Source organism: Corynebacterium glutamicum ATCC 13032, assembly GCF_000011325.1.
In the GTDB taxonomy this organism is placed as follows: domain Bacteria; phylum Actinomycetota; class Actinomycetes; order Mycobacteriales; family Mycobacteriaceae; genus Corynebacterium; species Corynebacterium glutamicum.
In genome coordinates this window covers 17,780-43,920 of record NC_003450.3, presented here as the reverse complement: position 1 = coordinate 43,920, position 26,141 = coordinate 17,780, and the positions used below count along the sequence as shown (strand labels likewise).

General features: G+C 53.0%; 27 protein-coding genes, 3 tRNA genes and 1 pseudogene. 14 read left to right on the top strand and 17 right to left on the bottom strand.

Features of this window, described 5'->3' with window-relative positions; genetic code table 11:
* Position 1 precedes the first annotated feature (1 nt).
* The 3 genes from CGL_RS00240 (at position 2) to crgA (ending at position 3,735) form a co-directional block, all read left to right on the top strand.
* Positions 2 to 1,411, top strand: coding sequence for a serine/threonine-protein kinase (locus CGL_RS00240; protein ID WP_011013341.1), 1,410 nt, complete (start codon positions 2 to 4; stop codon positions 1,409 to 1,411).
* Positions 1,408 to 3,348: a Stk1 family PASTA domain-containing Ser/Thr kinase gene (gene pknB, locus CGL_RS00235; RefSeq protein ID WP_011013340.1), complete on the top strand. Its 1,941-nt coding sequence runs from the start codon at positions 1,408 to 1,410 to the stop codon at positions 3,346 to 3,348. The genes CGL_RS00240 and pknB overlap by 4 nt, the downstream gene beginning before the upstream one ends.
* A 114-nt stretch (positions 3,349 to 3,462) precedes the next feature.
* The gene (gene crgA / locus CGL_RS00230; protein ID WP_003861074.1) at positions 3,463 to 3,735 is read left to right on the top strand and encodes a cell division protein CrgA; all 273 of its coding nucleotides are present in this window, start codon (positions 3,463 to 3,465) and stop codon (positions 3,733 to 3,735) included.
* Positions 3,736 to 4,118: 383 nt separating this feature from the next.
* On the opposite strand, the gene CGL_RS00225 is transcribed toward crgA, so the two are convergent.
* The 3 genes from CGL_RS00225 to CGL_RS00215 are packed head-to-tail and all read right to left on the bottom strand — an operon-like array spanning position 4,119 to position 6,676.
* A complete protein-coding gene (locus CGL_RS00225; protein ID WP_011013339.1) occupies positions 4,119 to 4,943 on the bottom strand; it encodes a siderophore-interacting protein in 825 nt (274 codons plus the stop codon).
* Positions 4,940 to 5,719 (bottom strand): ABC transporter ATP-binding protein, encoded by a 780-nt coding sequence (locus CGL_RS00220; RefSeq protein WP_011013338.1) that lies wholly within the window; start codon positions 5,717 to 5,719, stop codon positions 4,940 to 4,942. Before CGL_RS00220 ends, CGL_RS00225 begins: the two co-directional genes overlap by 4 nt.
* Positions 5,720 to 6,676, bottom strand: coding sequence for a FecCD family ABC transporter permease (locus CGL_RS00215; protein ID WP_011013337.1), 957 nt, complete (start codon positions 6,674 to 6,676; stop codon positions 5,720 to 5,722).
* Positions 6,677 to 6,678: 2 nt separating this feature from the next.
* Between CGL_RS00215 and CGL_RS15565 the strand changes: the two are divergent.
* Together CGL_RS15565 and CGL_RS00210 are read left to right on the top strand one after the other, a co-directional pair.
* Positions 6,679 to 6,870: pseudogene (locus CGL_RS15565) on the top strand (AraC family transcriptional regulator); the annotation flags it as partial.
* Positions 6,871 to 6,906: 36 nt separating this feature from the next.
* A complete protein-coding gene (locus CGL_RS00210; protein WP_231838302.1) occupies positions 6,907 to 7,677 on the top strand; it encodes a helix-turn-helix domain-containing protein in 771 nt (256 codons plus the stop codon).
* Positions 7,678 to 8,249: 572 nt separating this feature from the next.
* On the opposite strand, the gene CGL_RS00205 is transcribed toward CGL_RS00210, so the two are convergent.
* Both CGL_RS00205 and CGL_RS00200 read right to left on the bottom strand, forming a co-directional pair.
* The gene (locus CGL_RS00205; RefSeq protein ID WP_034983883.1) at positions 8,250 to 8,909 is read right to left on the bottom strand and encodes a rhomboid family intramembrane serine protease; all 660 of its coding nucleotides are present in this window, start codon (positions 8,907 to 8,909) and stop codon (positions 8,250 to 8,252) included.
* Between the two features lie 109 nt (positions 8,910 to 9,018).
* Positions 9,019 to 9,555 (bottom strand): peptidylprolyl isomerase, encoded by a 537-nt coding sequence (locus CGL_RS00200; RefSeq protein ID WP_031512456.1) that lies wholly within the window; start codon positions 9,553 to 9,555, stop codon positions 9,019 to 9,021.
* A gap of 91 nt (positions 9,556 to 9,646) precedes the next feature.
* Here CGL_RS00200 and CGL_RS00195 point away from each other — a divergent pair, with 91 nt between their 5' ends.
* On the top strand, positions 9,647 to 10,459 hold the full coding sequence (locus CGL_RS00195) for a hypothetical protein (protein ID WP_011013334.1): 813 nt from the start codon (positions 9,647 to 9,649) through the stop codon (positions 10,457 to 10,459).
* Position 10,460: 1 nt separating this feature from the next.
* On the opposite strand, the gene CGL_RS00190 is transcribed toward CGL_RS00195, so the two are convergent.
* Genes CGL_RS00190 through aztA form a run of 4 tightly spaced genes read right to left on the bottom strand, consistent with a single transcriptional unit; the run spans position 10,461 to position 13,926 of the window.
* Positions 10,461 to 11,222, bottom strand: coding sequence for an ATP-binding cassette domain-containing protein (locus CGL_RS00190; protein WP_011013333.1), 762 nt, complete (start codon positions 11,220 to 11,222; stop codon positions 10,461 to 10,463).
* Positions 11,219 to 12,244 carry an ABC transporter permease gene (locus CGL_RS00185; RefSeq protein WP_003855379.1) on the bottom strand — a complete coding sequence of 342 codons (1,026 nt, stop codon included), beginning with the start codon at positions 12,242 to 12,244 and terminating at the stop codon, positions 11,219 to 11,221. Before CGL_RS00185 ends, CGL_RS00190 begins: the two co-directional genes overlap by 4 nt.
* Positions 12,241 to 13,224, bottom strand: a complete 984-nt coding sequence (locus CGL_RS00180; protein ID WP_011013332.1) for a substrate-binding domain-containing protein — start codon at positions 13,222 to 13,224, stop codon at positions 12,241 to 12,243. The genes CGL_RS00185 and CGL_RS00180 overlap by 4 nt, the downstream gene beginning before the upstream one ends.
* Before the next feature lie 42 nt (positions 13,225 to 13,266).
* The gene (gene aztA, locus CGL_RS00175) at positions 13,267 to 13,926 is read right to left on the bottom strand and encodes a zinc ABC transporter ATP-binding protein AztA (protein WP_011013331.1); all 660 of its coding nucleotides are present in this window, start codon (positions 13,924 to 13,926) and stop codon (positions 13,267 to 13,269) included.
* A 29-nt stretch (positions 13,927 to 13,955) separates the two neighbouring features.
* Between aztA and aztB the strand changes: the two genes are divergently transcribed.
* From aztB to CGL_RS00155, 4 genes are all read left to right on the top strand, one after another.
* Positions 13,956 to 14,807, top strand: a complete 852-nt coding sequence (aztB, locus tag CGL_RS00170) for a zinc ABC transporter permease AztB (protein WP_011013330.1) — start codon at positions 13,956 to 13,958, stop codon at positions 14,805 to 14,807.
* On the top strand, positions 14,804 to 15,760 hold the full coding sequence (locus tag CGL_RS00165) for a metal ABC transporter substrate-binding protein (protein WP_011013329.1): 957 nt from the start codon (positions 14,804 to 14,806) through the stop codon (positions 15,758 to 15,760). Before aztB ends, CGL_RS00165 begins: the two co-directional genes overlap by 4 nt.
* Positions 15,761 to 15,821: 61 nt before the next feature.
* Entirely contained in the window at positions 15,822 to 17,102 is a 1,281-nt protein-coding gene (gene aztD / locus CGL_RS00160) for a zinc metallochaperone AztD (protein ID WP_011013328.1), read from the top strand.
* A gap of 245 nt (positions 17,103 to 17,347) precedes the next feature.
* A complete protein-coding gene (locus CGL_RS00155) occupies positions 17,348 to 19,039 on the top strand; it encodes an ATP-binding protein (protein WP_011013327.1) in 1,692 nt (563 codons plus the stop codon).
* Between the two features lie 149 nt (positions 19,040 to 19,188).
* Here CGL_RS00155 and CGL_RS00150 read toward each other — a convergent pair whose 3' ends face one another.
* From CGL_RS00150 to CGL_RS00140, 3 genes are all read right to left on the bottom strand, one after another.
* Positions 19,189 to 19,626 carry an organic hydroperoxide resistance protein gene (locus CGL_RS00150; RefSeq protein WP_011013326.1) on the bottom strand — a complete coding sequence of 146 codons (438 nt, stop codon included), beginning with the start codon at positions 19,624 to 19,626 and terminating at the stop codon, positions 19,189 to 19,191.
* A 231-nt stretch (positions 19,627 to 19,857) separates the two neighbouring features.
* Positions 19,858 to 19,930, bottom strand: a tRNA-Ala gene (locus tag CGL_RS00145).
* Between the two features lie 11 nt (positions 19,931 to 19,941).
* A tRNA-Ile gene (locus CGL_RS00140) sits at positions 19,942 to 20,018 on the bottom strand.
* Positions 20,019 to 20,141: 123 nt separating this feature from the next.
* On the opposite strand from CGL_RS00140, the gene CGL_RS00135 reads away from it, so the two are divergent.
* Entirely contained in the window at positions 20,142 to 20,309 is a 168-nt protein-coding gene (locus tag CGL_RS00135) for a hypothetical protein (RefSeq protein ID WP_011265448.1), read from the top strand.
* A 39-nt stretch (positions 20,310 to 20,348) separates the two neighbouring features.
* On the opposite strand, the gene CGL_RS00130 is transcribed toward CGL_RS00135, so the two are convergent.
* The 3 genes from CGL_RS00130 to CGL_RS00120 all read right to left on the bottom strand — a co-directional run bounded on the left by CGL_RS00130 (position 20,349) and on the right by CGL_RS00120 (position 22,357).
* Positions 20,349 to 20,421 (bottom strand) — tRNA-Ala (locus tag CGL_RS00130).
* 97 nt (positions 20,422 to 20,518) lie between these two features.
* The gene (locus tag CGL_RS00125) at positions 20,519 to 21,757 is read right to left on the bottom strand and encodes a 5'-nucleotidase C-terminal domain-containing protein (RefSeq protein ID WP_011013325.1); all 1,239 of its coding nucleotides are present in this window, start codon (positions 21,755 to 21,757) and stop codon (positions 20,519 to 20,521) included.
* 36 nt (positions 21,758 to 21,793) lie between these two features.
* Entirely contained in the window at positions 21,794 to 22,357 is a 564-nt protein-coding gene (locus CGL_RS00120; RefSeq protein ID WP_231838301.1) for a metallophosphoesterase, read from the bottom strand.
* A gap of 322 nt (positions 22,358 to 22,679) precedes the next feature.
* Between CGL_RS00120 and CGL_RS00115 the strand changes: the two genes are divergently transcribed.
* Positions 22,680 to 22,850, top strand: coding sequence for a hypothetical protein (locus CGL_RS00115; RefSeq protein WP_174694926.1), 171 nt, complete (start codon positions 22,680 to 22,682; stop codon positions 22,848 to 22,850).
* Positions 22,851 to 22,852: 2 nt separating this feature from the next.
* On the opposite strand, the gene CGL_RS00110 is transcribed toward CGL_RS00115, so the two are convergent.
* Both CGL_RS00110 and CGL_RS00105 read right to left on the bottom strand, forming a co-directional pair.
* On the bottom strand, positions 22,853 to 23,848 hold the full coding sequence (locus tag CGL_RS00110; protein ID WP_011013323.1) for a M56 family metallopeptidase: 996 nt from the start codon (positions 23,846 to 23,848) through the stop codon (positions 22,853 to 22,855).
* Complete coding sequence (locus tag CGL_RS00105) at positions 23,845 to 24,216, bottom strand: BlaI/MecI/CopY family transcriptional regulator (RefSeq protein WP_011013322.1); 372 nt, start codon at positions 24,214 to 24,216, stop codon at positions 23,845 to 23,847. The genes CGL_RS00110 and CGL_RS00105 overlap by 4 nt, the downstream gene beginning before the upstream one ends.
* A 225-nt stretch (positions 24,217 to 24,441) precedes the next feature.
* Between CGL_RS00105 and CGL_RS00100 the strand changes: the two genes are divergently transcribed.
* The gene (locus CGL_RS00100) at positions 24,442 to 25,188 is read left to right on the top strand and encodes a DsbA family protein (RefSeq protein WP_011265444.1); all 747 of its coding nucleotides are present in this window, start codon (positions 24,442 to 24,444) and stop codon (positions 25,186 to 25,188) included.
* Positions 25,189 to 25,191: 3 nt separating this feature from the next.
* Positions 25,192 to 26,064, top strand: a complete 873-nt coding sequence (locus CGL_RS00095; RefSeq protein WP_011013320.1) for a cytochrome c biogenesis CcdA family protein — start codon at positions 25,192 to 25,194, stop codon at positions 26,062 to 26,064.
* Positions 26,065 to 26,141: the final 77 nt, after the last annotated feature.

Below are 26,141 nucleotides of genomic sequence, written 5' to 3'. Positions count from 1 at the left end.
TATGAGTCAAGAAGACATCACTGGAAAAGATCGACTCCAAGAACTCATCGGCGCTGATTATCGTCTGCAGTGGATCATCGGACACGGTGGCATGTCCACCGTATGGCTCGCAGATGATGTGGTCAATGATCGCGAAGTAGCCATCAAGGTACTGCGCCCGGAATTTTCCGACAACCAGGAGTTCTTGAACCGTTTCCGCAATGAAGCGCAAGCGGCTGAGAATATCGATTCTGAACACGTGGTGGCCACCTATGACTACCGTGAGGTTCCAGACCCTGCTGGGCATACTTTCTGCTTCATCGTCATGGAATTTGTCCGCGGTGAATCGCTTGCGGATCTTCTAGAGCGCGAAGGCAGACTGCCGGAAGACCTGGCTCTTGATGTGATGGAACAGGCGGCACATGGTTTGTCGGTGATTCACCGGATGGACATGGTGCACCGCGATATCAAGCCGGGCAACATGCTGATCACAGCCAATGGCATTGTGAAGATCACGGACTTTGGTATCGCTAAGGCTGCCGCTGCTGTGCCTTTGACCCGCACCGGCATGGTGGTGGGTACTGCTCAATATGTTTCACCTGAGCAAGCCCAGGGCAAGGAAGTCACCGCGGCTTCTGATATTTATTCTCTCGGTGTGGTCGGCTATGAGATGATGGCTGGCCGCCGCCCGTTCACTGGAGATTCTTCGGTGTCTGTGGCGATCGCGCACATCAACCAAGCTCCGCCGCAGATGCCCACCAGCATTTCGGCACAGACTCGCGAGTTGATTGGCATTGCGTTGCGCAAGGATCCGGGTCGCCGTTTCCCTGATGGAAATGAAATGGCGCTAGCTGTTTCTGCTGTGCGCCTTGGCAAGCGCCCGCCTCAACCGCGCACGAGCGCGATGATGGCGCAGGCGGAGGCGCCGTCGCCAAGCGAATCAACGGCGATGCTGGGCAGGGTGGCCCGGCCTGCAACAATCACCCAAGAAGCGGCCCCGAAACGCGGTTCCGGCATTGGCATTGGTCTGTTCATCGCAGCTTTGCTTGCCGTGATTATTGGCGCGGTGATCTATGCGGGCACCACCGGAATTTTGTTCAACGACACTCCGGAAGAAACCACCACACCTGAAACCATTACGGAAACATACACCCCAACCGTGGAGGAAACCACCTCTCAGTGGGTACCGCCAACGCCTCCAACACGGTCAACATTCACCGAACCTGAAACAACTTCACACCGTCCGACGACAAGTGAAGAGAGCACATCCGAGGAACCAACCACGGAAGCTCCAACAAGTAGCCGAACTGTGCCTCAAATCCCTACCTCTACACCTAGGACGAGTGCTAGCGTTCCAGTTGAGACTAATGCACCGGCTGATGATTTAATCGACGCCGTAAATGGCCTATTGGATGTAGGAGGAGCGCAGTGACCTTCGTGATCGCTGATCGCTATGAACTGGATGCCGTCATCGGCTCCGGTGGCATGAGCGAGGTGTTCGCGGCCACCGACACGCTCATTGGTCGGGAGGTCGCGGTAAAGATGCTGCGCATCGACCTTGCGAAAGATCCCAATTTCCGAGAACGCTTCCGCAGGGAAGCCCAAAACTCCGGAAGGTTGAGCCACTCTTCGATCGTCGCTGTTTTTGACACCGGCGAAGTAGACAAAGACGGCACCTCTGTTCCCTACATTGTGATGGAACGCGTGCAGGGTCGAAACCTGCGCGAAGTTGTCACCGAAGACGGCGTATTCACCCCAGTTGAGGCAGCCAACATCCTCATCCCTGTGTGTGAAGCGCTGCAGGCATCCCATGACGCCGGCATTATTCACCGCGATGTGAAACCCGCCAACATCATGATCACCAACACCGGTGGCGTGAAAGTCATGGACTTCGGCATCGCCCGCGCGGTCAACGATTCCACCTCCGCCATGACTCAAACCTCCGCAGTCATCGGCACCGCCCAGTACCTCTCCCCTGAGCAGGCCCGCGGCAAACCCGCCGATGCGCGTTCCGATATTTACGCCACCGGCTGCGTCATGTACGAATTAGTCACCGGTAAGCCACCTTTTGAAGGCGAGTCCCCTTTCGCCGTGGCCTACCAACACGTCCAGGAAGACCCCACCCCTCCTTCGGATTTCATCGCGGACCTCACCCCGACCTCTGCTGTCAACGTGGATGCCGTGGTACTCACCGCCATGGCAAAACACCCCGCCGACCGCTACCAAACAGCCTCCGAAATGGCCGCTGACCTGGGCCGGCTATCCCGCAATGCAGTCTCCCATGCCGCACGCGCGCATGTAGAAACAGAAGAAACCCCAGAAGAGCCCGAAACTCGCTTCTCGACGCGCACCTCCACCCAAGTGGCCCCCGCCGCAGGCGTGGCTGCGGCCAGTACGGGGTCAGGGTCTTCTTCGCGTAAACGTGGATCCAGAGGCCTCACCGCCCTGGCCATCGTGTTATCCCTAGGTGTCGTCGGCGTTGCCGGTGCCTTCACCTACGACTACTTTGCCAACAGCTCCTCCACTGCAACCAGCGCGATCCCCAATGTGGAAGGCCTCCCGCAGCAAGAAGCTCTCACAGAACTTCAAGCAGCAGGATTTGTTGTCAACATCGTCGAAGAAGCCAGCGCCGACGTCGCCGAAGGCCTCGTCATCCGAGCAAACCCAAGCGTTGGATCCGAAATCCGCCAAGGGGCCACCGTCACCATCACCGTGTCCACCGGCCGAGAAATGATCAACATCCCAGACGTCTCCGGCATGACACTTGAGGACGCCGCCCGCGCCCTCGAAGACGTTGGTCTCATACTCAACCAAAACGTTCGGGAAGAAACCTCCGACGACGTCGAATCTGGCCTCGTCATCGACCAAAACCCCGAAGCCGGCCAAGAAGTAGTCGTGGGTTCCTCTGTATCTCTAACCATGTCTTCAGGCACCGAGAGCATCCGAGTGCCCAACCTCACCGGCATGAACTGGTCACAAGCAGAACAAAACCTCATCTCCATGGGCTTTAACCCCACAGCTTCCTACTTAGACAGCAGCGAACCAGAAGGCGAAGTCCTCTCAGTTTCCAGCCAAGGAACTGAACTACCCAAGGGTTCATCCATCACAGTGGAAGTCTCCAACGGCATGCTCATCCAAGCCCCCGATCTCGCCCGCATGTCCACCGAACAGGCCATCAGTGCCCTCCGCGCTGCTGGCTGGACCGCCCCAGATCAATCCCTGATCGTCGGCGACCCCATCCACACCGCAGCCCTCGTGGATCAAAACAAAATCGGATTCCAATCCCCAACCCCTGCAACCCTCTTCCGCAAAGACGCCCAAGTGCAAGTGCGACTCTTCGAATTCGATCTCGCTGCACTCGTGCAATAGCCAACAAGGAAACCGTCAAGGTAGCTGGCCCGGCAACTGATACGTTAAGCTCAAACAAGATAAGTACCAGTTGCTGGGGTTTTTCCAAGACAATAAATTATGAAGGTGTGAACAATGCCAAAGGCAAGAGTAACTAAAAACGAGACCGCACCGGTTTCAAGCAACCCAAGCGCAAACCGCACCCCGGTTAAGATCAATTCCGCCGGAACCCCAATGTGGTACAAGGTCATCATGTTTGCCTTCATGATCGTCGGCCTAGCCTGGTTGATCATTAACTACCTCGTGGGCCCACAGATCCCATTCATGGCTGATCTTGGTGCATGGAACTATGGCATCGGCTTCGGTCTGATGATCATCGGCCTACTCATGACCATGGGTTGGCGTTAATCCTTCAAAAAAGTGACTGCCGCAGCACAGCGTTGATTCGTTGTGCTGCGGCAGTTGTTTTGTGCGGGCGGATCCAGATTTAGCCCCTCATGGGCACTCTCGTTTGGCAGTTCGGGGCACTCAAAAAGGTAAAACCAGACTAGCGTGCCCAAGAACTGAACTTTTTGCCAGCCGTGGGCACTCCTGTTCGGTTTGAGAGCCGAGAAACCAGACAGGCATGCCCATGTGGACTGAAGACACGACATTTGGGCACGCCAGTCTGGTTCCCCCAAAATCAGTCCACATTCAGCTCCGAATCCCAAAAATCATGCCCTCCCAGAATCGCTTCTAAGAGCTCATCAGACGCCAATCAATGCAAACACCCATTCTAAAAACTCGACCCCTTAAATCTCCAATGAGAGGTCGTCGAAGTTTTCCAGCTGTAGCCCTTCAGAGAGCATCTTCATGTAGTTTTCTTTGCGGACTGCATCGATCTGAGTGTTGGTGGTGTTGTATTTCCAGTACCCAAACACGGCCACTGCATCTTTTTCCAATCCCACCTGCTTGCGGAAGTGCCTGCGGATGGATTTTATTTCATCTCGCTCGCCGGCTGCCCACACCACGTAAGTTTCTGGGTTTTCCAGGTCATATGCCTGTTGGGCAAGTGGCTGAACAGTTGGATCTGATCCCGGCGCGAGCAGGTTCAGTTCCAGTCCGTCGATGCTGGGTAGTTCATCGAAGGCTGCGGGATCGTCAGTGACAACCCATCCTTTGCCACGAAGATCTGTTGGCCATTGATCCAAAATAGCGGCGAGAGCGGGGATGGCGGTGTCATCAAGGAAGAGTGCTGCTTGTTCGCCTTCGGGGATGACAAAGTGTGGGCGGGGTCCGGTGAGCACGAGGGTGTCGTTGATTTTTACGGTGTCTGACCAGCGCATCATGGGGCTTTCGTGGTGGTGTTGAACCACATCCACCACGATGCTTTCAGTTGCGGCATCAAAGGATCGGACGGTGTAGACGCGGGTGGCGTCGTCGAATTCTTCGCTGAGGTAAAGCCTGATTGCCACGTTGGCTTCTGCCCACACTGGGTTGTTTGCTGATCCTGGAACAAAAGCTGTGAATCGCAGAAGTGAGGGTGATGGGTGGTCAAGGGCAGTGATGGTGGCGACGATTTCAGAGATGTCGCGGTCGTGGGAGTTTTCGCGCAGTAGGTTGTCGGTTTCTTTCATGAGTTTCTCCTGTCTGTGGGCACGATGAGTGGTCGGCCGTTGTTGGGGTCTTTGAGGATGAGTGCGTCGAGGTCAAAAACTTCTTTGAGCAGCGCTTTAGTGAGTATTTCTTCGGGTTTTCCTTGGTCGATGATGGTGCCGTCCCGCATGGCGATGATGTGGGTGGCATACCGTGCAGCCATGTTCAGATCGTGTAGAACAATGGCCAGGGTGCGACCACGTTGGTGCAGGTCGGAGCATAAATCGAGGACGGATATTTGGTGGGCTACGTCGAGGAACGTGGTGGGCTCGTCGAGAAGCAAAATGTCTGTTTCCTGAGCGAGCGCCATGGCGATCCACGCCCGTTGGCGCTGGCCGCCTGAAAGTTCCGACACTAAATGCTCAGCATGGGTGTGCATGCCGACTTCCGCCAGCGAGCGCGCCACAATGGCTTCATCGTCTTTTGACCATTGCGACAGCAGATGTTGGTGCGGATACCGCCCGCGGCTGACCAGCTCCGTGACGCTCACCCCATCGGGCGCATATGGGGGTTGCGGAAGCACCCCGATGTGTTTCGCCACATGCTTGGTGCCCATGCTGGAAATATCTCGCCCACCTAGCGTGATCTTCCCCAATTGTGGTTTCAGCAGTCTGCCCAACGCTTTCAAAACGGTTGATTTCCCGCATCCGTTGGGGCCAATGATGATGCTGAGGCCTCTTTCCGGAAGGTCCAGACTGAGCCCTTCTACAATATTTCGCCCGCCGTAACTCAGCGTGAGATCATGCGCTTGCAGCATTTATGCCTCCTTTCGGCTCAAAAGCCACATCAAATACACCCCGCCCAGCAAACTGGTCACCAGGCCAACGGGCGTGTGCAGCTCAGTATCAACGTGTTGCTCTAGGCAATCCGCCGCAACTAACAGCCCAGAGCCAATGCTTATCGACGCAGCCACCAGCACTCCATCCTCCCGGGCCAGAGCCCGGGCAATCTGAGGTGCTGCCAGTGCAATAAAAGCGATGGGACCTGCAGCTGCGGTGGCGATCCCCACCAGCAGCACAGCCAACAAAATGGCTATCAACCGTGTTCTCTCCACTGAAATTCCAAGTGCCCCAGCTGCATCATCACCCATTTCCATCAGGCGTAAACGGCGGACAATAATGCACAGTGCTGGCACAATCACTGCACACGAAATCAACACCAACAGGGCATGATTCCAGTCGCGCCCGCTCAACGAACCGGCAGACCACAGCTGTACCGTCGAAGCACCCGTAATATCTGCGCGCACCATGAAGAAATCACGAGCAGCACCCAAAAATGCACCTGTTCCGATACCAACCAACACCAGACGCAACCCGCCGGTATTGCTATTTTGTCTGGCCATGAGATAGACAAAAACTGCGGTCGCAAGTCCACCAAGAATGGCTGCCACTCCGGTTAAGACCACACCTGCATCAAAGAAAATAATGCTGATCGCCGCAGCTGTGGCAGCTCCCGTGGTAAATCCAATGATGTCTGGTGAGCCCAGCACTGTTACGTGACACGGACTGAAACAAGCGCCAGATAATCCCAGCGCAGCGCCCACTCCTACCGCTGTCAGCACTCGAGGCAAGCGCCGTGATTGCACTGAACGAATATCAGAAGCATCACCCACTCCTACGACCGCCGACCACGCCTGCGATGCAGTGATGGAACCAACAGTCAGACTCAAATGAATAAGAATCACCACCAACGTAACCGCGATGAGCACTACCATCAGTGTCCGGGGACGGAACTGCACAGAAAGCTTTGCAACCCGAATCGTCTGGTTTCTTTTCACAGCGCCGTTTTCTCGATGAAACAGGGCTAAACATCAGCACCTGGAGAACACGCACCCGGTTAAGCCTTGCAGTTGCCTATCTTTCCGATGGCGACAGCGCAGAATGGGCAGCTCATCACGTTGGTTTTTCTGGAGCAAGCAACCTCTCCAAAGCATTTCGCACTCATATGGGGATCTCACCCAATCAGATTCTTACACTTCCAGAACCGCAACATCTTGATCCACCACTGCCCCAACTCGCATCTTTAGAGATTCCAGCAAATGAAACATGGTCTCGGATCAATGGATCTCACATCATGGTGTGGGCTTTTCAAGGAACATCCACCGTTCGAGTAGCTGATAGAGAACTCACTGTTCATCAAGGTGAAGGGTTAATTCTTCCAGCTGGAATGCGCCTGGATCTTCACACTCCTGCGGGCGGACTCATGTTGCCGTTGGGCTACCAAGTTCCAGATTCCCATTCAATCAGTGCCCAACATGTGGACATCATTCAGTTTGATTGCTCTATTCAGCAGCTTTTGCAATGCACGATTTCTGCCTACACTCCTTTTCACCCGCACAAAGCGGCCCCGGATCAGTGCTTCTCCCTACCTTTTCCAAAATGCTCCACGAAAAACACGCCAACCAAAAATCACAATGATGAATTAATTTCTTTGGCAGTTGATCTTGCAGTCTCCCGAGAAACTAATGTTTCTGCTATTCGCGGCGGAATTGCGGAAGAGTTTGCACACATGACTGGCATTGCGGTGCAGCGCTGGGGACTTCTGCGAAGAATGACTTTGGCGCGCATTCAATTAAGCAAAGGGCTAAGCCCGGGGGTAGTCGCACGGAACCTCGGATACTCACACTTACCTGCTTTCAACCGTGCTTTCACCGCCACTCATGGTTGCACACCGATGCAGTACCAAGCTGACTGTGCGCGCATCCCTACCCCCTGAGTTATCCACAGGGGTTCGGAGTTATACACATCGATCTGTGGACAAGTGTGTGTTAATCGCTTTTCCTCAAGTTATCCACAGGCTGTGGAACAAGTTGTGAATGGAACAGTTTTAGACTGACACTGTCAGGTATACCTACCATTTCACAGCCTGTGGATAACTCTGTGAACAGTTTCCACCGGGTTGTGATTTGTTCGAATAGTACAGGTGCTGACGTCAGTGTTTCCAAGCCATCTACGTGTTCGAATAATAAATTGGCTCAATGTATCGGTAAATTACAAAAATGTAACTATCCACAGTGTGGATAACTTTTGTGGATAACTTGAACTGTTGTGAGTTATCCACATTCATCCACAGAACTGTGCACAGGCGTGTGGGAAGCTCAATGTTGTTATGTGTACAAAGAGGAAACTTGGAATTACACATTCTGTGGAAAAGCTAACACGGGGTTAATTCACTCGGTGAATTACAAAATTGTAATTTAGTTCAATTCCTGTCAAGCGATAGATACAGAAATACCCTCACCGGATGTCAAATTTTTGACCCCGGTGAGGGCAATGGGCGGAATGTGTCTACACCCGGTCAATTCCTAGAATGACAGCAGCCACAACTACAGCAAAACCAATGAGCACGATAATCCACCGTGTTCTTTGAGTTTTCGCTTTAACCATTGGCCAAGTAATTAAAGCTCCAGTGATCAAACCTCCAAGGTGTCCCCACAGAGAAACATTGGTGGACATCAAGGTATAGGCGATGTTGATGGCGATAAGGATCAAGGGTGCTCGGATATCCGCGCTTCTTAACACAAAAAGCCCCACCAAAATAGCCATCATGGCGTAAATGGCGCCGGAAGCACCTGCTGTCGGTGAATAGGGATCCATCCAGATGACAGCTGCAGACGCACCAATACCGCCCACAAAGTACATCGCAGTGAAAAGCGCAGAACCGAAGTCTCGTTCAATTTCTCTTCCCAGCAACCACAACAACACAAGGTTCAACAGCATGTGCCCGGGGCCAATGTGCAGGAACATTCCTCCGATGGCACGCAGTGGACCAAAGCCACCATCATCCATCAGCGGTGCGTACAGAATCCACGCGTCACCGATACTGGTTGAACCCAGGTTGTCTGTCACTGATCTCGATTGAATGGCCGTCACTGCGTACACAGCGATGATGGCTAAAGAGATCAACGTACTTGCTGGCGCTTGTCGATAAATCCGTTCTACATTCATGAATCCAACAATCTTCAACTGGTCTTTCAACAGGTTTTTGTGGCATAAAAAAATCAGGTCATACCGGCTTGCGGCATAACCTGAAGATTAGTGTACGTAGAGGTGGCTGTTACGCGGTGATCTCTACAGACTCGATGACAACTGCGTCAGCTGGGCGGTCGTAACGATCGGTTGCGGTGGTTGCAATTGCATCCACAACCTTCTGAGACTCAGCGTCAGTGACCTCACCGAAGATGGTGTGAGCGTTGTTCAGGTGAGGGGTTGGGGTCACAGTGATGAAGAACTGGGAACCGTTGGTGCCTGGGCCCGCATTTGCCATTGCCAGCAGGTATGCGCGGTCGAAGCGCAGCTCTGGGTGGAATTCATCAGCGAAGGTGTAGCCAGGGCCGCCACGGCCGGTGCCGGTTGGGTCTCCACCCTGGATCATGAAGCCGTCGATGACGCGGTGGAAGACAGATCCGTTGTAGAACGGACCTTCGCTGTCGCCCTGAGCGTTTGCGGACTGGTAGTCCTTGGTGCCCTGTGCCAGGCCAACGAAGTTAGCGACGGTCTCTGGAGCGTGGTTGCCGAACAGGTCGATGGTGATGTCTCCGCGATTTGTATGCAGAATCGCAGTTGCGGTCTTAGAAGTCATAACGCCCATCATAACTACATCGAGCGAAATGCCAACCACATGTCCCATGCTTTTACTAATGTGGGGTCTTAGAAGAACGCGACCAATTTAAGGAGAGTTGAATATGAGCACGATTGGCAACCTCAAGTTAGTAGTGGATGGCGCACGTAAAGCTTATGGAACTTATGCGGATTACCGCGACCGCAAGGTGTCTGAGACTTATGATGCGTTGTCCCAAGCTGCTGGTGAATATGCACCAAAAGCTGAGCAGGCTGTAGAGACTGCGCGGGAATCAGCGAAGGAATTTTATACTGAGTCGCGCGATAAGGCTGGAAATGTCACCAAGGCTGCTCGTGCTCGTCTGGAAAAGGCGCTCGCTGAGGCTGACAAGCAGGGCACTTCTGCGTTGAAGGACGCACGTGAATCGGGCAAGAAATTGAACCGGAAGGCGCGTCGAAAAGCAGACAAGGCCGCTAAGGCAGCCCGCAAGGCGACTGAAAAGAAGGAGTCGCACTGGGTGCGCAATCTGTCGTTGGCGGCGCTAGCGACCTCCGGCATCGTCGCGGTGGCCTACGCGTTTTTGAACAAGACCAAGAAGGAAACCCCAGGCACCCAGCCTCCACGGGTTGAGGTTCAGTTGAAGAAGGCCGTGGAGCAGGATGAGCCTGAGGTTGTGGCTGAGGCTGCTGTGGAGGAGCCAGAGTTGGTGTACTCCACAGAAAGCCCAGAAACCACTGAAGCCCCAGCTGAGGCCACCGAAACTCCAGCAGAAACCACCGAAGAAGAAGCCAAAACCGAAGCTGAACTAGAGGCAGAGCTCGAGGCTGAGGCCGATGCGGAGCAGGAAGCGGCAGAAGAGGCGGAAGCTGAGGCCATTCAGGCTGAGTTTGATAAGAAGAATGCACCTCAGCGCACCCAGAGCGAAAAGAAGAAGTAGGTTAACGCTTCAATTCGTGGCTGAGTGAGTCGAGCTCGCCGCCGCCGGACATGGCGAGGGTGAGTTCTTCCAGCTCGACTTCTGCGCGGGATTTGTCCATGACCTGCTTGCCTAAGTTGAGCAGGATGAAGTGATCACCGACAAGGTAGGCGTGGTGGGGGTTGTGCGTGATGAAAATGACGCCGATCCCCCGGTCGCGTGCTGCGGCAATAAAGCGCAGCACCATGCCAGATTGTTTCACGCCCAGCGCTGCGGTGGGCTCGTCCAAAATGAGGACGCGCGCGCCGAAGTAGATGGCGCGGGCGATGGCGACAACTTGGCGTTGACCACCTGAAAGGGAGGCCACAGGGACGTCGACATCGCGGAGTTCGATGCCCATTTCGCGGAGTTGTTCGTCGGTGATGCGGCGCATTTCTTCTTGTTTCAGAACGCCAAATCGGCCGGTGAGTTCCTGGCCGAGGAAGAAGTTGCGCCACACACTCATCTGCCCGACCACTGCTAGGTCTTGGTAGACGGTGGCGATTCCGGCGTCGAGGGCGTCGCGGGGGGATCCAAAATTCACTACATCGCCGGCCACGATTACTTCGCCGGAGGTGGCGGGATGCAGGCCGGAGAGAATCTTGATGAGGGTGGATTTTCCGGCGCCGTTGTCACCCAGAACACAGGTGACTTCGCCTGCGCGGACGTTCAAATTGATGTCGTTGAGGGCCTGGAAAGCACCGTATTTTTTGGATACTTCGCGGAGTTGAATGAGGTCTGTCATGATCGCTCCTTGTTGAAACGCTCGAATCGGTGATTGAGCAAAACAGCCAGAAGTAGGGTGCCGCCGAGGAAGAACATGAACCAGTCAGGGTTCCAACCTGCATAAACAATGCCTTGGTTGGTCATTCCAAAGATGAGTGCACCAATCATTGTGCCCACCACTGTTCCGCGGCCACCAGTCATGGAGATGCCTCCGATCACCGCAGCGATGATGTAGAGGAACTCATTACCCACGCCTTGACCAGCCTGAATCGAATCAAAGAGGAACAGGTTGTGCATGCCCACAAACCAGGCGGCAAAACCAACGAACATGAACAGGCCGATTTTCACGCCACGCACGGGAACGCCGACTGCGCGAGCTGCCTCTTCATCGCCACCGACCGCAAAAATCCAGTTGCCGATGCGCGTCTTAAACAACACAAAAGTGCCGACGATAACAAACAGCAGCCACCAAAAAACAGTGATGCGAATATTCACACCAAAGATGGGAATCGAGCTGGCAAACACCGCACGCGCTGAAGGAAAACCTTCCATATCCGCGATGGTTGGCGTGGCCACGGTGCCGGAAATCAGCTTGGTGACCGCCAGATTAATACCCTGCAGCATAAGGAAAGTGGCAAGGGTGATCAGGAAGGATGCAATCTTGGTTTTCACTACCAAAAAGCCGTTGAAAAAGCCGATGGCCAGCGAAATCACCAATGCAATCAGCGCGCCCACCCAGGTGTTCAGCCACAGGTTATAGCTAAACATCGAGGCCGCCAGCGCTGCAGTTGTCACGGCAACGCCGGTGGACAGGTCGAATTCATCAGCGATCATCAGCAGGCCCACGGCAACCGCCATGATGCCGATCGTGGAACTCGCATACAGCACGGTCGCCATCGAATCCCATGACCTAAATGCCGGCGCGACCACCATAAACAGCGTAAAAACAAGCACGGCGCCAAGCAGGCTGGTCAGTTCGGGGCGCTTTAAGGCGCGCTCAACAATGCTTGTCGACGCCTCCCCACTCTTGATTTTTGTCATCGCAGACCCTCCCCAACGGCTTCAGCAATGACATCAACGTTGGTGGCATCCACAATGGCTGGTCCTGTGTACACGGGTCGTCCGCCACCAACAGTGGTGCCGTTTCGGTGCGCCAACCACAGCGAATCCACGGCCATGTAGCCCTGCAGATATGGTTGCTGATCAATGGCGAATTGGATCTTGCCATCACGAATAGCGGTCATGAGCTGTGCGTTTGTATCAAAGGTGGCGATCTTTACTTCTGAGTTCGCAGCGTCTGCCGCATCAGAAATAGCCATTGATACACCAGCCTGGAGTCCCACAACCCAATCAATGCTGCGGTCTTGAGCAAGTTTTGCCTGCAGGGTGGAGTTCACTGAGGTGAGATCCATGCCGTTGACATACAGGGTTTCTACTTGTTTGCCCAAACCTTCAGACACGCCACCACAGCGAGCTTCCTGGGAGGAGTTGCCCTGTTCATGGATCACACACAAAACTTTTTGTGCGTTTTCCTCGGCAAGGCGCGCTCCTGCGGATGCTCCTGCGACGGATTCATCTTGACCAAAGAATCCTGTCATTCCATAATCTTGGTATTCGTTCATTCCAGCGTTGAGACCAACCACAGGAATGCCCGCATCCACGGCCTTTTGAGCGACCGGTCCTAGTGATTGAGCATTAGGCATGGTCATGGCGATGCCGTCGACGCGTGAATCGATGGCATTTTGCACGAGGTTGGATTGTTCAGGGATTTCCGGATTAGAGGAATAGCGGAGTTCAACGTTGTCTTTTTGGGCGGCGTCTTCAGCACCTTTTCGGACCAAATCCCAAAAAGTATCGCCCGGCGCGCCGTGGCTCACCATCGCGACAACCAACCGAGGCGTATCGACGGTTCCTCCGCCTGATGCCCCATCTGTTGCCCGTGGTGCTCCCCCGGTAGCTGAACAACCCGTGATTAACAGCGCAGCACCAATGAGCGCTGCGGCGAGTCTTGGTAGCTTCATTTACTCAAGTCAACGCAGGTCAGAGGCACAAGTCAAACTTTATTAACGCTTCTTTATTGATTCAGTGGCTTTGCGCTGTGGCTTTATGATTCCTTTTTCCAAGGCGATAATCTGATCTGCTTGATGTGCTTGATCAAGATCGTGAGTCGCAAGAATAATTGTGGTTCCTTGGTTGCGTTGTTGGTTAATGACATCTTCGATAAGACTTGCCGCGTGGGAGTCCACGGCGGCGAGGGGTTCGTCGAGAAGCAATAAGGGCGCCTGTTGCGCTAAACCTTGCGCTATGAGGGCGCGTTGGCGCTGCCCGCCTGATACTTCGCCGAGGGGGCGGTCGGCGAGGCCGGAGATTTCGAGCCGGTCGAGGCAGCTGTCCACGATGTTGCAATCTGCGGCAGTGAGTCGTTGCCAGTTTTTCTTGGCTGACCATCGCCCCATGCTGACTGTTTGTCTGATCGTGATGGGCAAATTATGGGAGACGTGGCTGCGTTGGGGGACGAACGCGATTTCTGGCACAAGGTTGTTAATGCTTCCGCTGCGGGGTGCCAGCATGCCCGCCAAAGTTTCCAACAGTGTGGATTTTCCGGAGCCGTTGCTGCCGATGAGGGCAGTTATTTTTCCGGTTGGGAAGCGTGCCGTGATGTTGTTGAGCGCGATGTGATTGCCGTATGTGCATGTGAGATTCCGGACGCTGAGTTCTGCCATTCCTTAATGATAACGGTTATCATTTTCAAATGAAGTTTTTTACTGACGCCCTCATAGTGCCTTTTGACGTTTCATTCATCTCCCGCGCCCTGGTCGCCGGATGCCTGGCCGCAATTTTATGCTCACTCATTGGAACGTGGGTTATTTTGCGCAGGCTAACCTTTTTCGGCGACGCTATGTCGCACGGCTTGCTCCCCGGAGTAGCCACGGCATCACTATTGGGCGGAAATCTCATGTTCGGCGCAGCAATCAGCGCATTAATCATGTCAGCCGGAGTGGTGTGGACCAGCAGAAAATCCAGCCTCTCCCAAGACGTCAGCATTGGCCTGCAATTTATTACCATGCTTTCCCTCGGCGTGGTTATTGTGTCCCACTCCGATTCCCACGCCGTAGACCTCACCAGTTTCCTTTTTGGAGACATTCTTGGCGTGCGACCCTCGGATATATTCATCATCGCCATTGCAACAGTGTTGGGTGGATTGACTATTTTTCTCTTCCACCGACAGTTCACTGCACTCGCTTTCGACGAGCGTAAAGCTCACACCTTAGGACTCAATCCCCGCTTTGCACACCTACTCATGCTGGCACTGATCGCATTAGCTACGGTGGTGTCGTTTCAGGTGGTGGGAACGCTTTTAGTGTTTGGACTTCTCATTGGTCCGCCCGCCACGGCTGCACTTTTAGTGCAAGACAAAGCAAGTATTTCACTGATCATGATCGTCGCGTCGCTTCTTGGATGCGCGGAAATTTACCTCGGGCTTTTAATCAGCTGGCACGCAAGCACTGCCGCGGGAGCCACTATCACTTTGTTAAGTGCTGCGATATTTTTTGCCACCTTATTGACAAAGAGTGCCATTAGTAGGTTAAACTTCACCGCGTGATACTGAAAGACATTTTCAATAATGGGGAGCTCTTTGGGGCTTCCTCCGCGAAAAATTTCCGAAAACTACTAGCTGTTCCAGCCGTTGCCGCCTCACTAGCTTTTGGTATCACCGCCTGTTCCGCTGTAGATGACACCCCTGACATTGTGGTCACCACCAACATCCTGGGTGATGTTGTAAGCCATATCGTGGGAGATTCCGCAGATGTCCAAGTACTCATGAAACCCAACGCAGATCCACATTCCTTCGGAGTCTCAGCACAAGACGCCGCTGCCATGGAACATGCCGATCTCATCGTGGCCAATGGACTAGGACTTGAAGAGGGCCTTCAATCCAATGTGGACAATGCCAAAAGCCAAGGGGTTCCCGTCTTGGAAGTCGGCGAACACATCGATGTCATTGACTACTCCCCCGGCGTTCCAGATCCTCACTTTTGGACAGACCCGGCGCGCATGATCGCCGCCACGGAAGTTATAGAAGCTGAACTGATCAAAGAACTCGATCCTTCCCTGACTGAATCGATCACACAATCAGCCCAGCACTACCGTGAGGAACTTGTTGCCCTTGATGAGGAAGTCACCGAATTGCTCAGCGGCGTGGCCCCAGAAAACCGCAAGCTGGTAACCAATCACAATGTTTTTGGATACCTGGCCAGCCGGTTTAACTACACCGTCATTGACACCATCATCCCAGGTGGAAGCACATTGGCGGCGCCTTCAGCATCTGACCTCAATGACATCTCCACCGCCATCGAAGACAACAATGTTCCCGCAATCTTCACCGATACCTCAAGCCCACAACGGTTAGCTGAAGTGTTGGCCAGCAACGCTGGCATTGATGTTCAAGTGGTGTCCATTTTCACGGAATCACTCACCGATGCAGATGGTGAAGCACCCACCTACATCAGCATGCAAAAAATCAATGCCGAGCGCATTGCAAGCACTTTGTCCTAAACAGTCCTAAACAGTCTTAAACAGTCCCCGTTTTACTAAATGTTTTACTAAAAGGAGAACCATGAAAAACTCCAAGCTACTTCTTATTGCTGCGGTATCCACCGCATCTATCCTGCTGGCAAGCTGTGGCACTGACAGCTCTGCAGATACTGCAACTGCGTCTAGCTCTGCAACAGCAAGCTCCGAGGCACACGATCATGATGGCCACGAAGCCGAAGGCAGCAGCACTGCCGTTGAGGTGTCCTCCCCGCAGGCCCGCATCGTCACCACCTACGACGGTGGCATCATTACCCTCGACGCCAACACTCTGGAAATCCTGGAAGACACCGAACTAGCAGGTTTTAACCGCCTCAACAGTGCAGGAGACGGACGCCACGTATTTGTCTCCACAGGTGGCGGCTTCCAGCTCTTTGATACCGGCGCATGGACCGAACCACACGGCGATCACACCCACAGCTACACCGCCACCCCAGAACTCACCGACATCACCTACTCCACCGATAAGCCTGGTCATGTAGTGAACCACGCCGGCAAGACCGTGCTGTTCGGCGATGGTGACGGCAAAATCCAGATCTTCGACACCGCTTCCCTCCTCAAGGGCGATGAAGTAGAACCTGAGATCAAAAACGCCCTCAAAGCCCACCACGGCGTGGCAGTAGTCCTCGAAAACGGCGACCTGCTGCACACTTTGGGCGATGAGGATTCCCGCAACGGCGCCGTCGTATTCAACGCAGCCGGTGAAGAAATCGCCCGCAACGAACAGTGCCCCGGCGTTCACGGTGAAAGCGCAGCACTCGGTGACGCCATCGCAGTTGGCTGTGAAGACGGTGTACTGATCTACAAGGACGGCGAGTTCACCAAGGTCCAGGCACCTGATTCCTACGGTCGCATCGGCAACCAATCAGGCAGCGACGTCTCTCCTGTCGTCCTCGGCGATTACAAGGTAGATAAAGACGCCGACTTGGAGCGCCCAGAGCGCGTTTCCCTCACCAACACCGAGACCGGCGAGCTCACCCTCGTTGACCTCGGCACCTCCTACTCCTTCCGCTCACTTGGCCGTGGCCCTGCAGGCGAAGCAGTAGTTCTAGGCACCGACGGCGCACTCCACATCATCGATGCCAACACCGGCGCCATCACCAACACCTACCCCGTCATCGATGCCTGGACCGAACCAGAAGTATGGCAAGAAGCACGCCCAACCCTGTTCATCAACAAGGACCGCGCATACGTCTCCGACCCATCAAACAACGAACTCCATGTTGTTGACCTGGCCAACGGCAACATCCTTGCCAGCGCCACCCTGCCAGGAACCCCCAACGAGCTCACCGGAGTGAGCGGCTAAAAAGAAATTGCTTTTCGACGCCTACCTCCACCACTTCAGGTCAACGTAGCGCGCTCCTCACTAAAAAAACTAAGACCCTCAGTGTAGAAACTGAGGGTCTCAGTGTATAAAGTGACGCCCTCAGTGTAGAAACTGAGGGTCTCAGTGTATAAAGTGACGCTCTCAGTGTAGAAACTGAGGGTCTCAGTGAAGTAGACTGACAGGGATACCTAATACGTTTAATAGATTGTGGGGCACTCGCCACCGTGGAACCATTCGAATTAGAGAAAGACCTTGAGCGTCTTAGGAAAAACGGAAAAGACGATGAAACCGTAGAAGTGAAATCTTGGGGTCGGTTACCTTTAAGCAAAGGATCAAAAAGCTTCTGGGAATCATTAAGCGCATTCGCAAACACCAACGGTGGATACATCCTATTGGGGCTAAGCGAACCAGATTTCACTCCAGTTGAAGGATTTGATTCACAGGCGAGTATCCAGTTCATTCGTGCAGGTTTAAATCCACAAGATCGCGACGCCCAAAAAGTGGAACCAGTGCCCCATCATGAAATTCATGAAATGACTGTTGATGGTGCTGAAGTTGTTTTAGTTTCAGTCTCACCGTTGTCAGTGAACGGGCCCTGTTATTATCTTCCCGTCGGAATCACTAATGGCAGCTTCAAACGCGTTGGCGATGAAGACCGGAAGCTCAGTCATCTTGAAATTTACGAGCTCCAAAATAGGTTTGTTCAAACCAAAACAGATAGAAATCCAGTTCCAGATTCAAGCATCGACGATCTCAACAATCAGCTCGCGGCGTCATTTAAGCAGCGCCTAATTGAGTCAAATAGTCGCTCCCTTGGAACAGACGATAACTGGTTACTGCGCAAAAATATCACTACATCAAAGGGAGAACTGACGATTGCTGGCTTACTGGCTCTCGGAAGCTATCCTCAACAGTTTTTCCCCCGAGTGATCATTGATGTTGCCGTACATCCAGGTCTGCATAAGTCACCAATCGGTACCTCAATTCGTTTTGAAGACCGAAAAATCTGCGAGGGAAATCTTCTCGAGATGGTTCAAGAGGCTATGTCTGCCATCAAACGAAACCTACGTGTACGCCGCGTCGTTGAAGGACTCTCAGGTAAAGATGTTCTAGAAATCCCAGAAGAAGTTTTGAGAGAGGCTCTAGCAAACGCCGTACTTCACCGTGATTATTCTGAGCTAGCTCAAAATGAAGCAATTCATGTAGACATCTATAAGGATCGAGTTGAGATCACGAGTCCAGGTGGATTACCCAATGGTAAACGCCCAGAGTCAATACTGGACGGATACTCTGAACCAAGAAATCGTGTGCTTTCAAGAATCCTAATGGATATTCCATGGACACATGAAGTACAAGGAGTACTTGCTGAAAGCAACGGTACTGGCGTTCCCCGAATGTTCAATTTGATGCGTGAAGCGGGACTTCCGGTACCGAATTTTAAGATTGATATTTCTAGCGTCACTGTCGAACTCAGCCGTCACGGTCTTCTAGATGCCCAAACAAGTGAATGGCTTGTAGAAAAACTCGGATCAGATTTTTCTAACACACAAGGCATTGCTCTTGTTCTCGCAAAAGAACTTGGAGCGGTAACGTCTCGAGATCTCCGCAATCAAACTGGTCATGATTCAGAAGACATGCGCAGCTTACTTGACGCTTTGGTTGATCGGGGCGTTCTAAACCAAAACTTACAGAACCAATATCAGCTTGCGACATCGTCTGTGAATGTAACTCAAAGCGAACAAGAAGTCTTAGATGCAATCAATAAAACAACTCCTGTCACAATTCGAGAAATTGCCACAAAAACAGGGAAAACTGCATCGTCTCTTCGGCCGCTGCTTCGTGGCCTTGTTGAAGCAGGTCTTGTGGTTGCAACTGCTCCACCATCAAGCCGCAACCGAGCGTACTTGAAGGCTTGACCCACCAACGAACTCACCGGTGTCAGCGAACAAAAAGAATTTGCTTCTCGACGCCTACCTCCACCACTTCAGGTCAATGTAGCGCGTCCCTCGCTCTAAAGACCAAGACCCTCAGTGTAGAAACTGAGAGTTTTGTTAATCCTGTGGTTTTAAGCCTCTTCGTCGATGACTGACACAGTTACCGAGATATTGCCTCGTGTGGCGTTGGAATACGGGCACACCTGGTGCGCGGCATCAGCAAGTTCCTGGGCTTCTGCTTGTGGCAATTGAGGAATCGATACTTCGAGTTCTACGGCAATCTCAAATCCACCAGCGCCGTTTGGCCCGATGCTAACTCGGGCACCAACCGCTGTGTCTTCAAGAGTGATCTTGCGGCTGCGTGCGACAGAGTGCATGGCAGAGTGGAAACAGGCTGCGTAACCTACCGCGAACAGCTGTTCTGGATTGGTGCCTTCACCGGATCCGCCCAAAGCCTTTGGCGGTGTCATTTCAAATTCGAGCGCACCATCTGTGGAGCGCACATGCCCCAGCCGGCCACTGCCGGTTGAGAGTGCTTCACTGGTGTACGCGATGGACTCGATCGCCATAGCAGTATTCCTGTCGTGAGAGAACACAAAGAATACGCTCGCTACAACTAGTTCGTCCGTGAGCAGTTTTCCGTTGTGCATTAGACAGCAAGATTTCCTGATTTTGGGCACCATATTGCCCAAATCTTGGTGTCGAATGTACACACGCACTAGTTAAGGGACAAAAGTGTGCTTTCAAAAATCTAAACAACAAAAATCCCGGCCCACCAACAAGGTGAACCGGGAAAACTGTGGAGCATAGGAGAATCGAACTCCTGACATCCTGCTTGCAAAGCAGGTGCTCTACCAACTGAGCTAATGCCCCTTTTTTGTTCCTGGTGGGCCTAGCAAGAATCGAACTTGCGACCTCATCGTTATCAGCGATGCGCTCTAACCGACTGAGCTATAGGCCCCTTTAGGAACAATCCCAAACTCTACCGATTGGAGTTGCAACTACCAAATCGCGAGCTTAAAGGGGTAACTAGCCCACCATGCAGACGTTTCGACTCCGCCATTAGCTGTTAATCCTCACGCTGTTGCCCAGCAACCCGGTCGCGATTGCCAGGCAACAAAACTGGGGTCAAGACGGACTCGCCAACGTCCCCGACTTGATCCAACAAGAACAACCACACGACCACTACGGGCGCCCGGTTACCTATGACACCGGAATCGATGCCACAACGACACGCCGTAAAAGCAAGTAAAAATCCCGGCCCACCAACAAAGGTGAACCGGGAAAACTGTGGAGCATAGGAGAATCGAACTCCTGACATCCTGCTTGCAAAGCAGGTGCTCTACCAACTGAGCTAATGCCCCGAGCTAAAGAGCAAGTTGTAAAAACTTGCTCTTTAAATTTTACACCCAGGCTACGTTTCTTAAAAATCCGCAGCTAGATGCATGCTTTTTACTAAATTTAAGCAAAGATTTGCTGCTGGATCTGTTGAATGAAGCTTGGGTCAATCCAGTTCACCAGACCGACCATTCCTAGAATTCCTACAACAATGCCGAGGAGTCCACTGAGCACTCCAGTTCCTAAAACAGAGGAACCTGCTGGTTGCGGTGCTGGTTGTTCTGCGCCAACAATCTCAACTGGCATGGAAATACGGGTGCCGGTATCGGTGGTGACAACGAGGTTTTGAGTACCTGAAAGGGTTGCAGGAATGTCCAAGCTCACTGTCGCGGTTCCAGCTTCGCCAAAGCCAGCTTCTCCGAGCTGAGGATCAATTGGTGCTGAAACAATTTCTTCTCGAAGGCTGACAGTTACTTCCGTGGCAGTGTCGCCTTGGGTGTAGCGGAGTCCTGCCATGTCAAGGGTGATGGTTTCACCCGCATTGAACTCACCGGATGGGGTGATGGAAATCTGGGCTTGACCAGTACGTGGGGTGACATTGTTGTTGGACAAGTATCCGATGGTGGACTGTACATCCACGATGCCGGTTTGTGCAGGTGCGGTTCCGCGGGTCAGTGCGGTCATACCTTCGTTGCCGGACTGGAGGTACAGGGAAGCTGCAACAACGTAGTCGCGTTCCGGATCAAGTGGGGTATCATCAATGGTCACGGAAGTGACGCGGTCACCGATTGGACGGTTGATGTCGTAGGTGTAGGAAACGTTGTCGGATACGCCAAGTGCTGCCACTGGTCGTGCAGAACCTTCTTCCCACTGCTGCTCAAGGGCATCTTTGAAGTCTGATCCCTTGAGGGTGACAAATGAATCTTCACCGGAGAAAGGCTGGATTTCAAAAGCTTCGGCGTAGGTAACATCGCCGCTGAATAGGTCAGTGTGGAGTCCTCCGGCGTTCATAAGCCCAATGTCTGCGGTGGTGGCGGTATTGGTGGACATGGACCAACGCACAGCACTGGCAATCATGTTGACGAGCTGGGATTCAGCGCCGTAGTTGGAGCCAGATTCTGCTCCTTCGTCGCTGGCGCGGAGAAAATCGCCATCGATGGTCGCTACTACTTCTTTGCCGGCTTCACCAGCATCAAGTTCCGCCTGAGCAACAATATCTGCAATGGTGTCATCTGGGTTTTCACACGCGTTGATATCGTCGACTCCGAGCATGCGGGCATCATCTACGGTGAGCTCACCGGTGTCGTGGTTGAAGCTGAAATCTACATCGGCAAGTGCGTGCCCGTAGTTTCCAGACTGCATGATTAGTGGACCGTTGTCGGTTCCTAGATCACGAACTTAGTGGGTGTGACCTGCGAAAACAACGTCGATATTTTCTGACCATGCTTCGGTGCCGGTAATGCCTTCGTGGTAAAGCGCAACGACAACATCTGCTGCGCCACTTCCCACGAGTTCATCAGCTACACGGTTGGTTGCTTCAAGTGGGTCAGTAAACGTGATTCCCTCAATGCCTTCAGAATTGACCAACATCGGAGTTTCTTGGGATACGGTGCCTACGAAAGCAACCTTCACACCATCAAGGTGAGAAATTCCATATGGTGCAAGATCTGGGTTTTCGCCCTCAACGTTTGCGCCGAGATAATCAAAATCAGCAAGGTCAGCGACTCGACTGCTTAAGTCTGCGTAGCCTTTATCAAATTCGTGGTTGCCCACTGCTGAGTAATCAAGACCCATTTGGTTGAGTGCTTCCAAGGTGGGTTCATCACCAAGAATGGAGGATTGGAACGGGCTGCCACCAATGTTATCGCCTGAGGATACGAAAGCTTGGGCGCGTCCGCCAGCGGCTTCATCGACTGCACATTTCAGCATTGCTGCACCGGGGTGAGCTGCAGTTGCAGAGATATAGCCGTGGAAGTCGGTGATATTTGCGATGTTGAACTATGAGATATTTTCCTGCGCCTGGACAATAGAAACCCCTGCCAGAGCAGCGGCGACGACGGTGCCTGCGGCAATCGGTGCGCGGTATGCGGATAGAAACACTACTTCTCCTGTTTAAAGGTATTATTTTCAGATACTTAAGTGTCTACCGGGGTAGGAAAAGTACCGCTTGGTTGGTCACCAAAAGTTCATGCGCAGGGTGTGGTGGGTTTTAGCCCCGTATGTTCTGAAGAACCCACCGGTGCCGTTTTAAGGCATCGATTTTTCACAGTGAGTGCTTGTGTCGATGAGTTCTCAAAAGGCTCTTAAACGACTACGTGAAAATATCGATGTCTTTGATTTCACACTCACAGATGAAGAAATGGCGGGTATCGCCGCCCTAGACAAGCAACAACCCCTTGCGGGATTCACCCACCGTGATCCACGAATGCTCGAACGACTGCAATCGCTGGACTAGTTTTACGGCAGGGAACACCCGGTTAGTAGTGCAATTGCATAGGACAGCAGCACAATAACGCTGACAAATCCCAACAGTAGAATCTGACTACCTGCTGCAAGAGCCGGAACGTACCCTTTCCGCCCTGTGGATGAACCCACCAGATGCGGAATACGTCCAGGACCTGCAGCAAACAACGTTCCGGCAGCTGATCCAATGGTTCCTGTCGGTATCTTCTTCTCCCCCAAAACTAAAAGAGCCCGAACCAACGCCGTGGTGTTTACTTTTCTGCAGGCTTGTTGATCAGCAGCGATTTCTAAATAGTCCGGCAGGACTTCTGCGGCTTCTCGAATAAACGGTACCCATCGCAGTTGTGCTGCGATACTGTCCACCAATGCGGTGACAATGTGGTGTCGTTGATCCATGTGGGCCTGTTCATGGGCAAGGACTGCCTCGAGTTCATCATCAGCCAACTGATCAATCGCCCCTGAAGAGAGGGTTATTCCTCCAAGACGAGGTGAAAACGTCAGAGCCCAAGGACGGTGATCGTGGACAACGGAAACGTTGTAGCCGAGAAGGGGGCGTCGATAAGCTTCATGCTGCACACGCGCCGCCGTGGAACGGGAGCACCGCACCCGGGCCATAAACTGCGCCGCGATGCCGACGGTGCACATCGCCGCAATCACCGTCGGAATAACCAGGAGCAGCACGGTGGGCAGCGTCGTCTGAATGGACTCCACCGAAAACGGATTAGCCGCGGTCAAGCACTGTTCACAAACTAAAGCAGCTTTTTGTGGAAGAAGCGCTGGACCTACCAACACCCACGCCAACGCAAGACTCAAGGCAAGCAGCGTGGTTGGCCAAACGAGGATACCGCCGATGAGCAACGCCACTGCTAGGTGCGGAGTTTTAGCCAGCGCTGGCGCTGCGTGGCGAAGAAGCGCAGGACCAAAAATTCCAATGACAGCCAGTGAAATCCCAATTATGAGCGCTACAGTTAACGCCGAAGCCGCAGTCATTTCCTACCCTCCTGCTGTTGCAGGTACTCCAGAAGCAGCTCGCGATCAGTTGCCGTGATTGTATCCACAAAATGCAGAATCGATGCACTGCGATCCCGACTGGTCGACAGCACCTGGTCCATGATGCCGGCGGTGTATTGCTCCCTGTTCATCAACGCGCTGTGCCGGGCAGTCCGACCATCTTTGACGGTGGTGACCATGCCTTTTCTGCCCAAGTGACGCAGGACGGTTGCGATCGTTGTGTACGCAGGATCACCTGGAAGGAATTCGATGACTTCACGGACTGTCAATTTTCCGTGATCCCACAGAATGTGCATGACTTGTTCTTCAAGCGGTCCAAGCGTGGGGATTCCTGGCTCGATGCTCATGCTTCACTTCCTTATCTTTTGAAACCATGTGCAGCTGTTTTTCTCTTCATTTTTCTCTTCATACACTGACACAGTTCAACTCAATCAAATAGTCAACTATGCAAGGTAGTCGACTATGTGGCATAGTCGCCATAGTTGAGTTTTATTCATGGCTTTTAGCTAGGCGACTTTAGTTGAGGGCTTTTAGTTGAGGGCTTCCCAGCAGGGATGGTTAAGGAGAATTCAGTGAACCAACAGAGTAAAAAGTGGCTCGTACCGACACTGGTCGTCATCATTGCAGTGCTCCTCATCGCAGTTGTTCTGTTGATGTACCGAGGAAATGCGAGTGATACGGCCGAGGGCGTTTCAGCCGCTGCGACTTCGGACTCGGCTGCTGCTTCGACTGCTGCTTCGGGTTCCGCTTCTGGTGCTGCGGACTCCGATCTGACCAGCGTGGAAGCACGCGACCCTTCCGACCCTGTTGCGGTGGGAGACGTTGATGCACCTGTTGGGTTAGTGGTGTTTTCCGACTACCAATGCCCGTTCTGTGCAAAGTGGAGCGATGAAACCCTGCCACAGATGATGAAGCATGTGGAAGATGGAAACCTCCGCATTGAATGGCGTGAAGTGAACATCTTTGGAGAACCATCTGAGCGTGGAGCTCGCGCGGCATACGCTGCGGGTTTGCAGGACGCATACTTGGAATACCACAACGCACTCTTTGCCAACGGTGAAAAACCCAGCGAAGACCTGCTCAGCGAAGAGGGACTTATTAAGCTTGCTGGTGACCTTGGACTAGACGAATCGAAATTCACTGCCGATTTCCAATCCCCTGAAACTGCAGTCGCAATTGCGCAACATCAACAGCTGGGAATCGATCTTGGCGCCTACTCCACCCCAGCTTTCCTCCTAGGTGGCCAGCCAATCATGGGCGCTCAGCCTGCTTCTGTATTTGAAGCCGCCTTCGAGCAAGCACTGGCAGCGAAAGAATAAACCGTGGATGTCGGCCTAGTTACAGCTTTTCTCGGTGGCACACTCGCGCTACTTAGCCCTTGTGCCGCACTCCTTTTACCAGCATTTTTTGCATCCTCAGTGGGTGCTGGCCCGCGCATGATCCTTCACGGTGTTGTGTTCTACGCAGGACTTCTAGTACTTCTCGTGCCACTTGGCCTTGGTGCGGGAATCCTCGGCGAGCTGTTTATCACCCAACGCCAGACCATCATCGTGGTTTCATCGATCGTGCTGATTATCCTAGGTTTTGTCCAGATCTTCGGCGGCGGATTCGACTTCGGAAAAGCACTCCCAGGATTAGATCGTCTGCAATCTAAGGCCACTGTGACCTCAGGTCTAGGAAAGAGCTTTTTACTAGGAATGACCAGTAGTATTGCCGGTTTTTGTTCCGGACCAATCCTCGGCGCCGTTCTTACTTTGGCTGCCACCAGTGGAAACTCCATCACCTCAGCACTCATTTTGAGTGCTTATGGTGCGGGAATGGTGCTGCCCCTGATGGCTATTGCAGCGCTCTGGGCCAAACTCGGACAGCGTGGACAGCAGATGCTCCGCGGCCGGGAATTCACCTTCTTGGGCAGGCAGTGGCACATTGTTTCTGTCATTAGCGGTGCCCTGATCATCGCTGTCGGAATCCTCTTTTGGTCCACGAACGGCCTTGTCAGCATGCCGGAGCTCGTTCCAATGGACACCCAGATCTGGCTACAGGAAGCCACATTCTCACTCGGGTCACCACTCTTTGACATCGCATTGATCATTGTCGCCGCTGGCTTGTTCTTGTACTTCTGGAACAAACGACAAAAGCGAAAAGAAGAAGCTCAGCGACCCAAAGAAAGTGGATGGGTTATTAACCCTCGCTAATTATTAGTTTTGGAGCGAGGCAGTATTGGAATTAGTTCGCGTCAGGGGCAGCGCTGGAAAAATAACGAGCGCCCCAT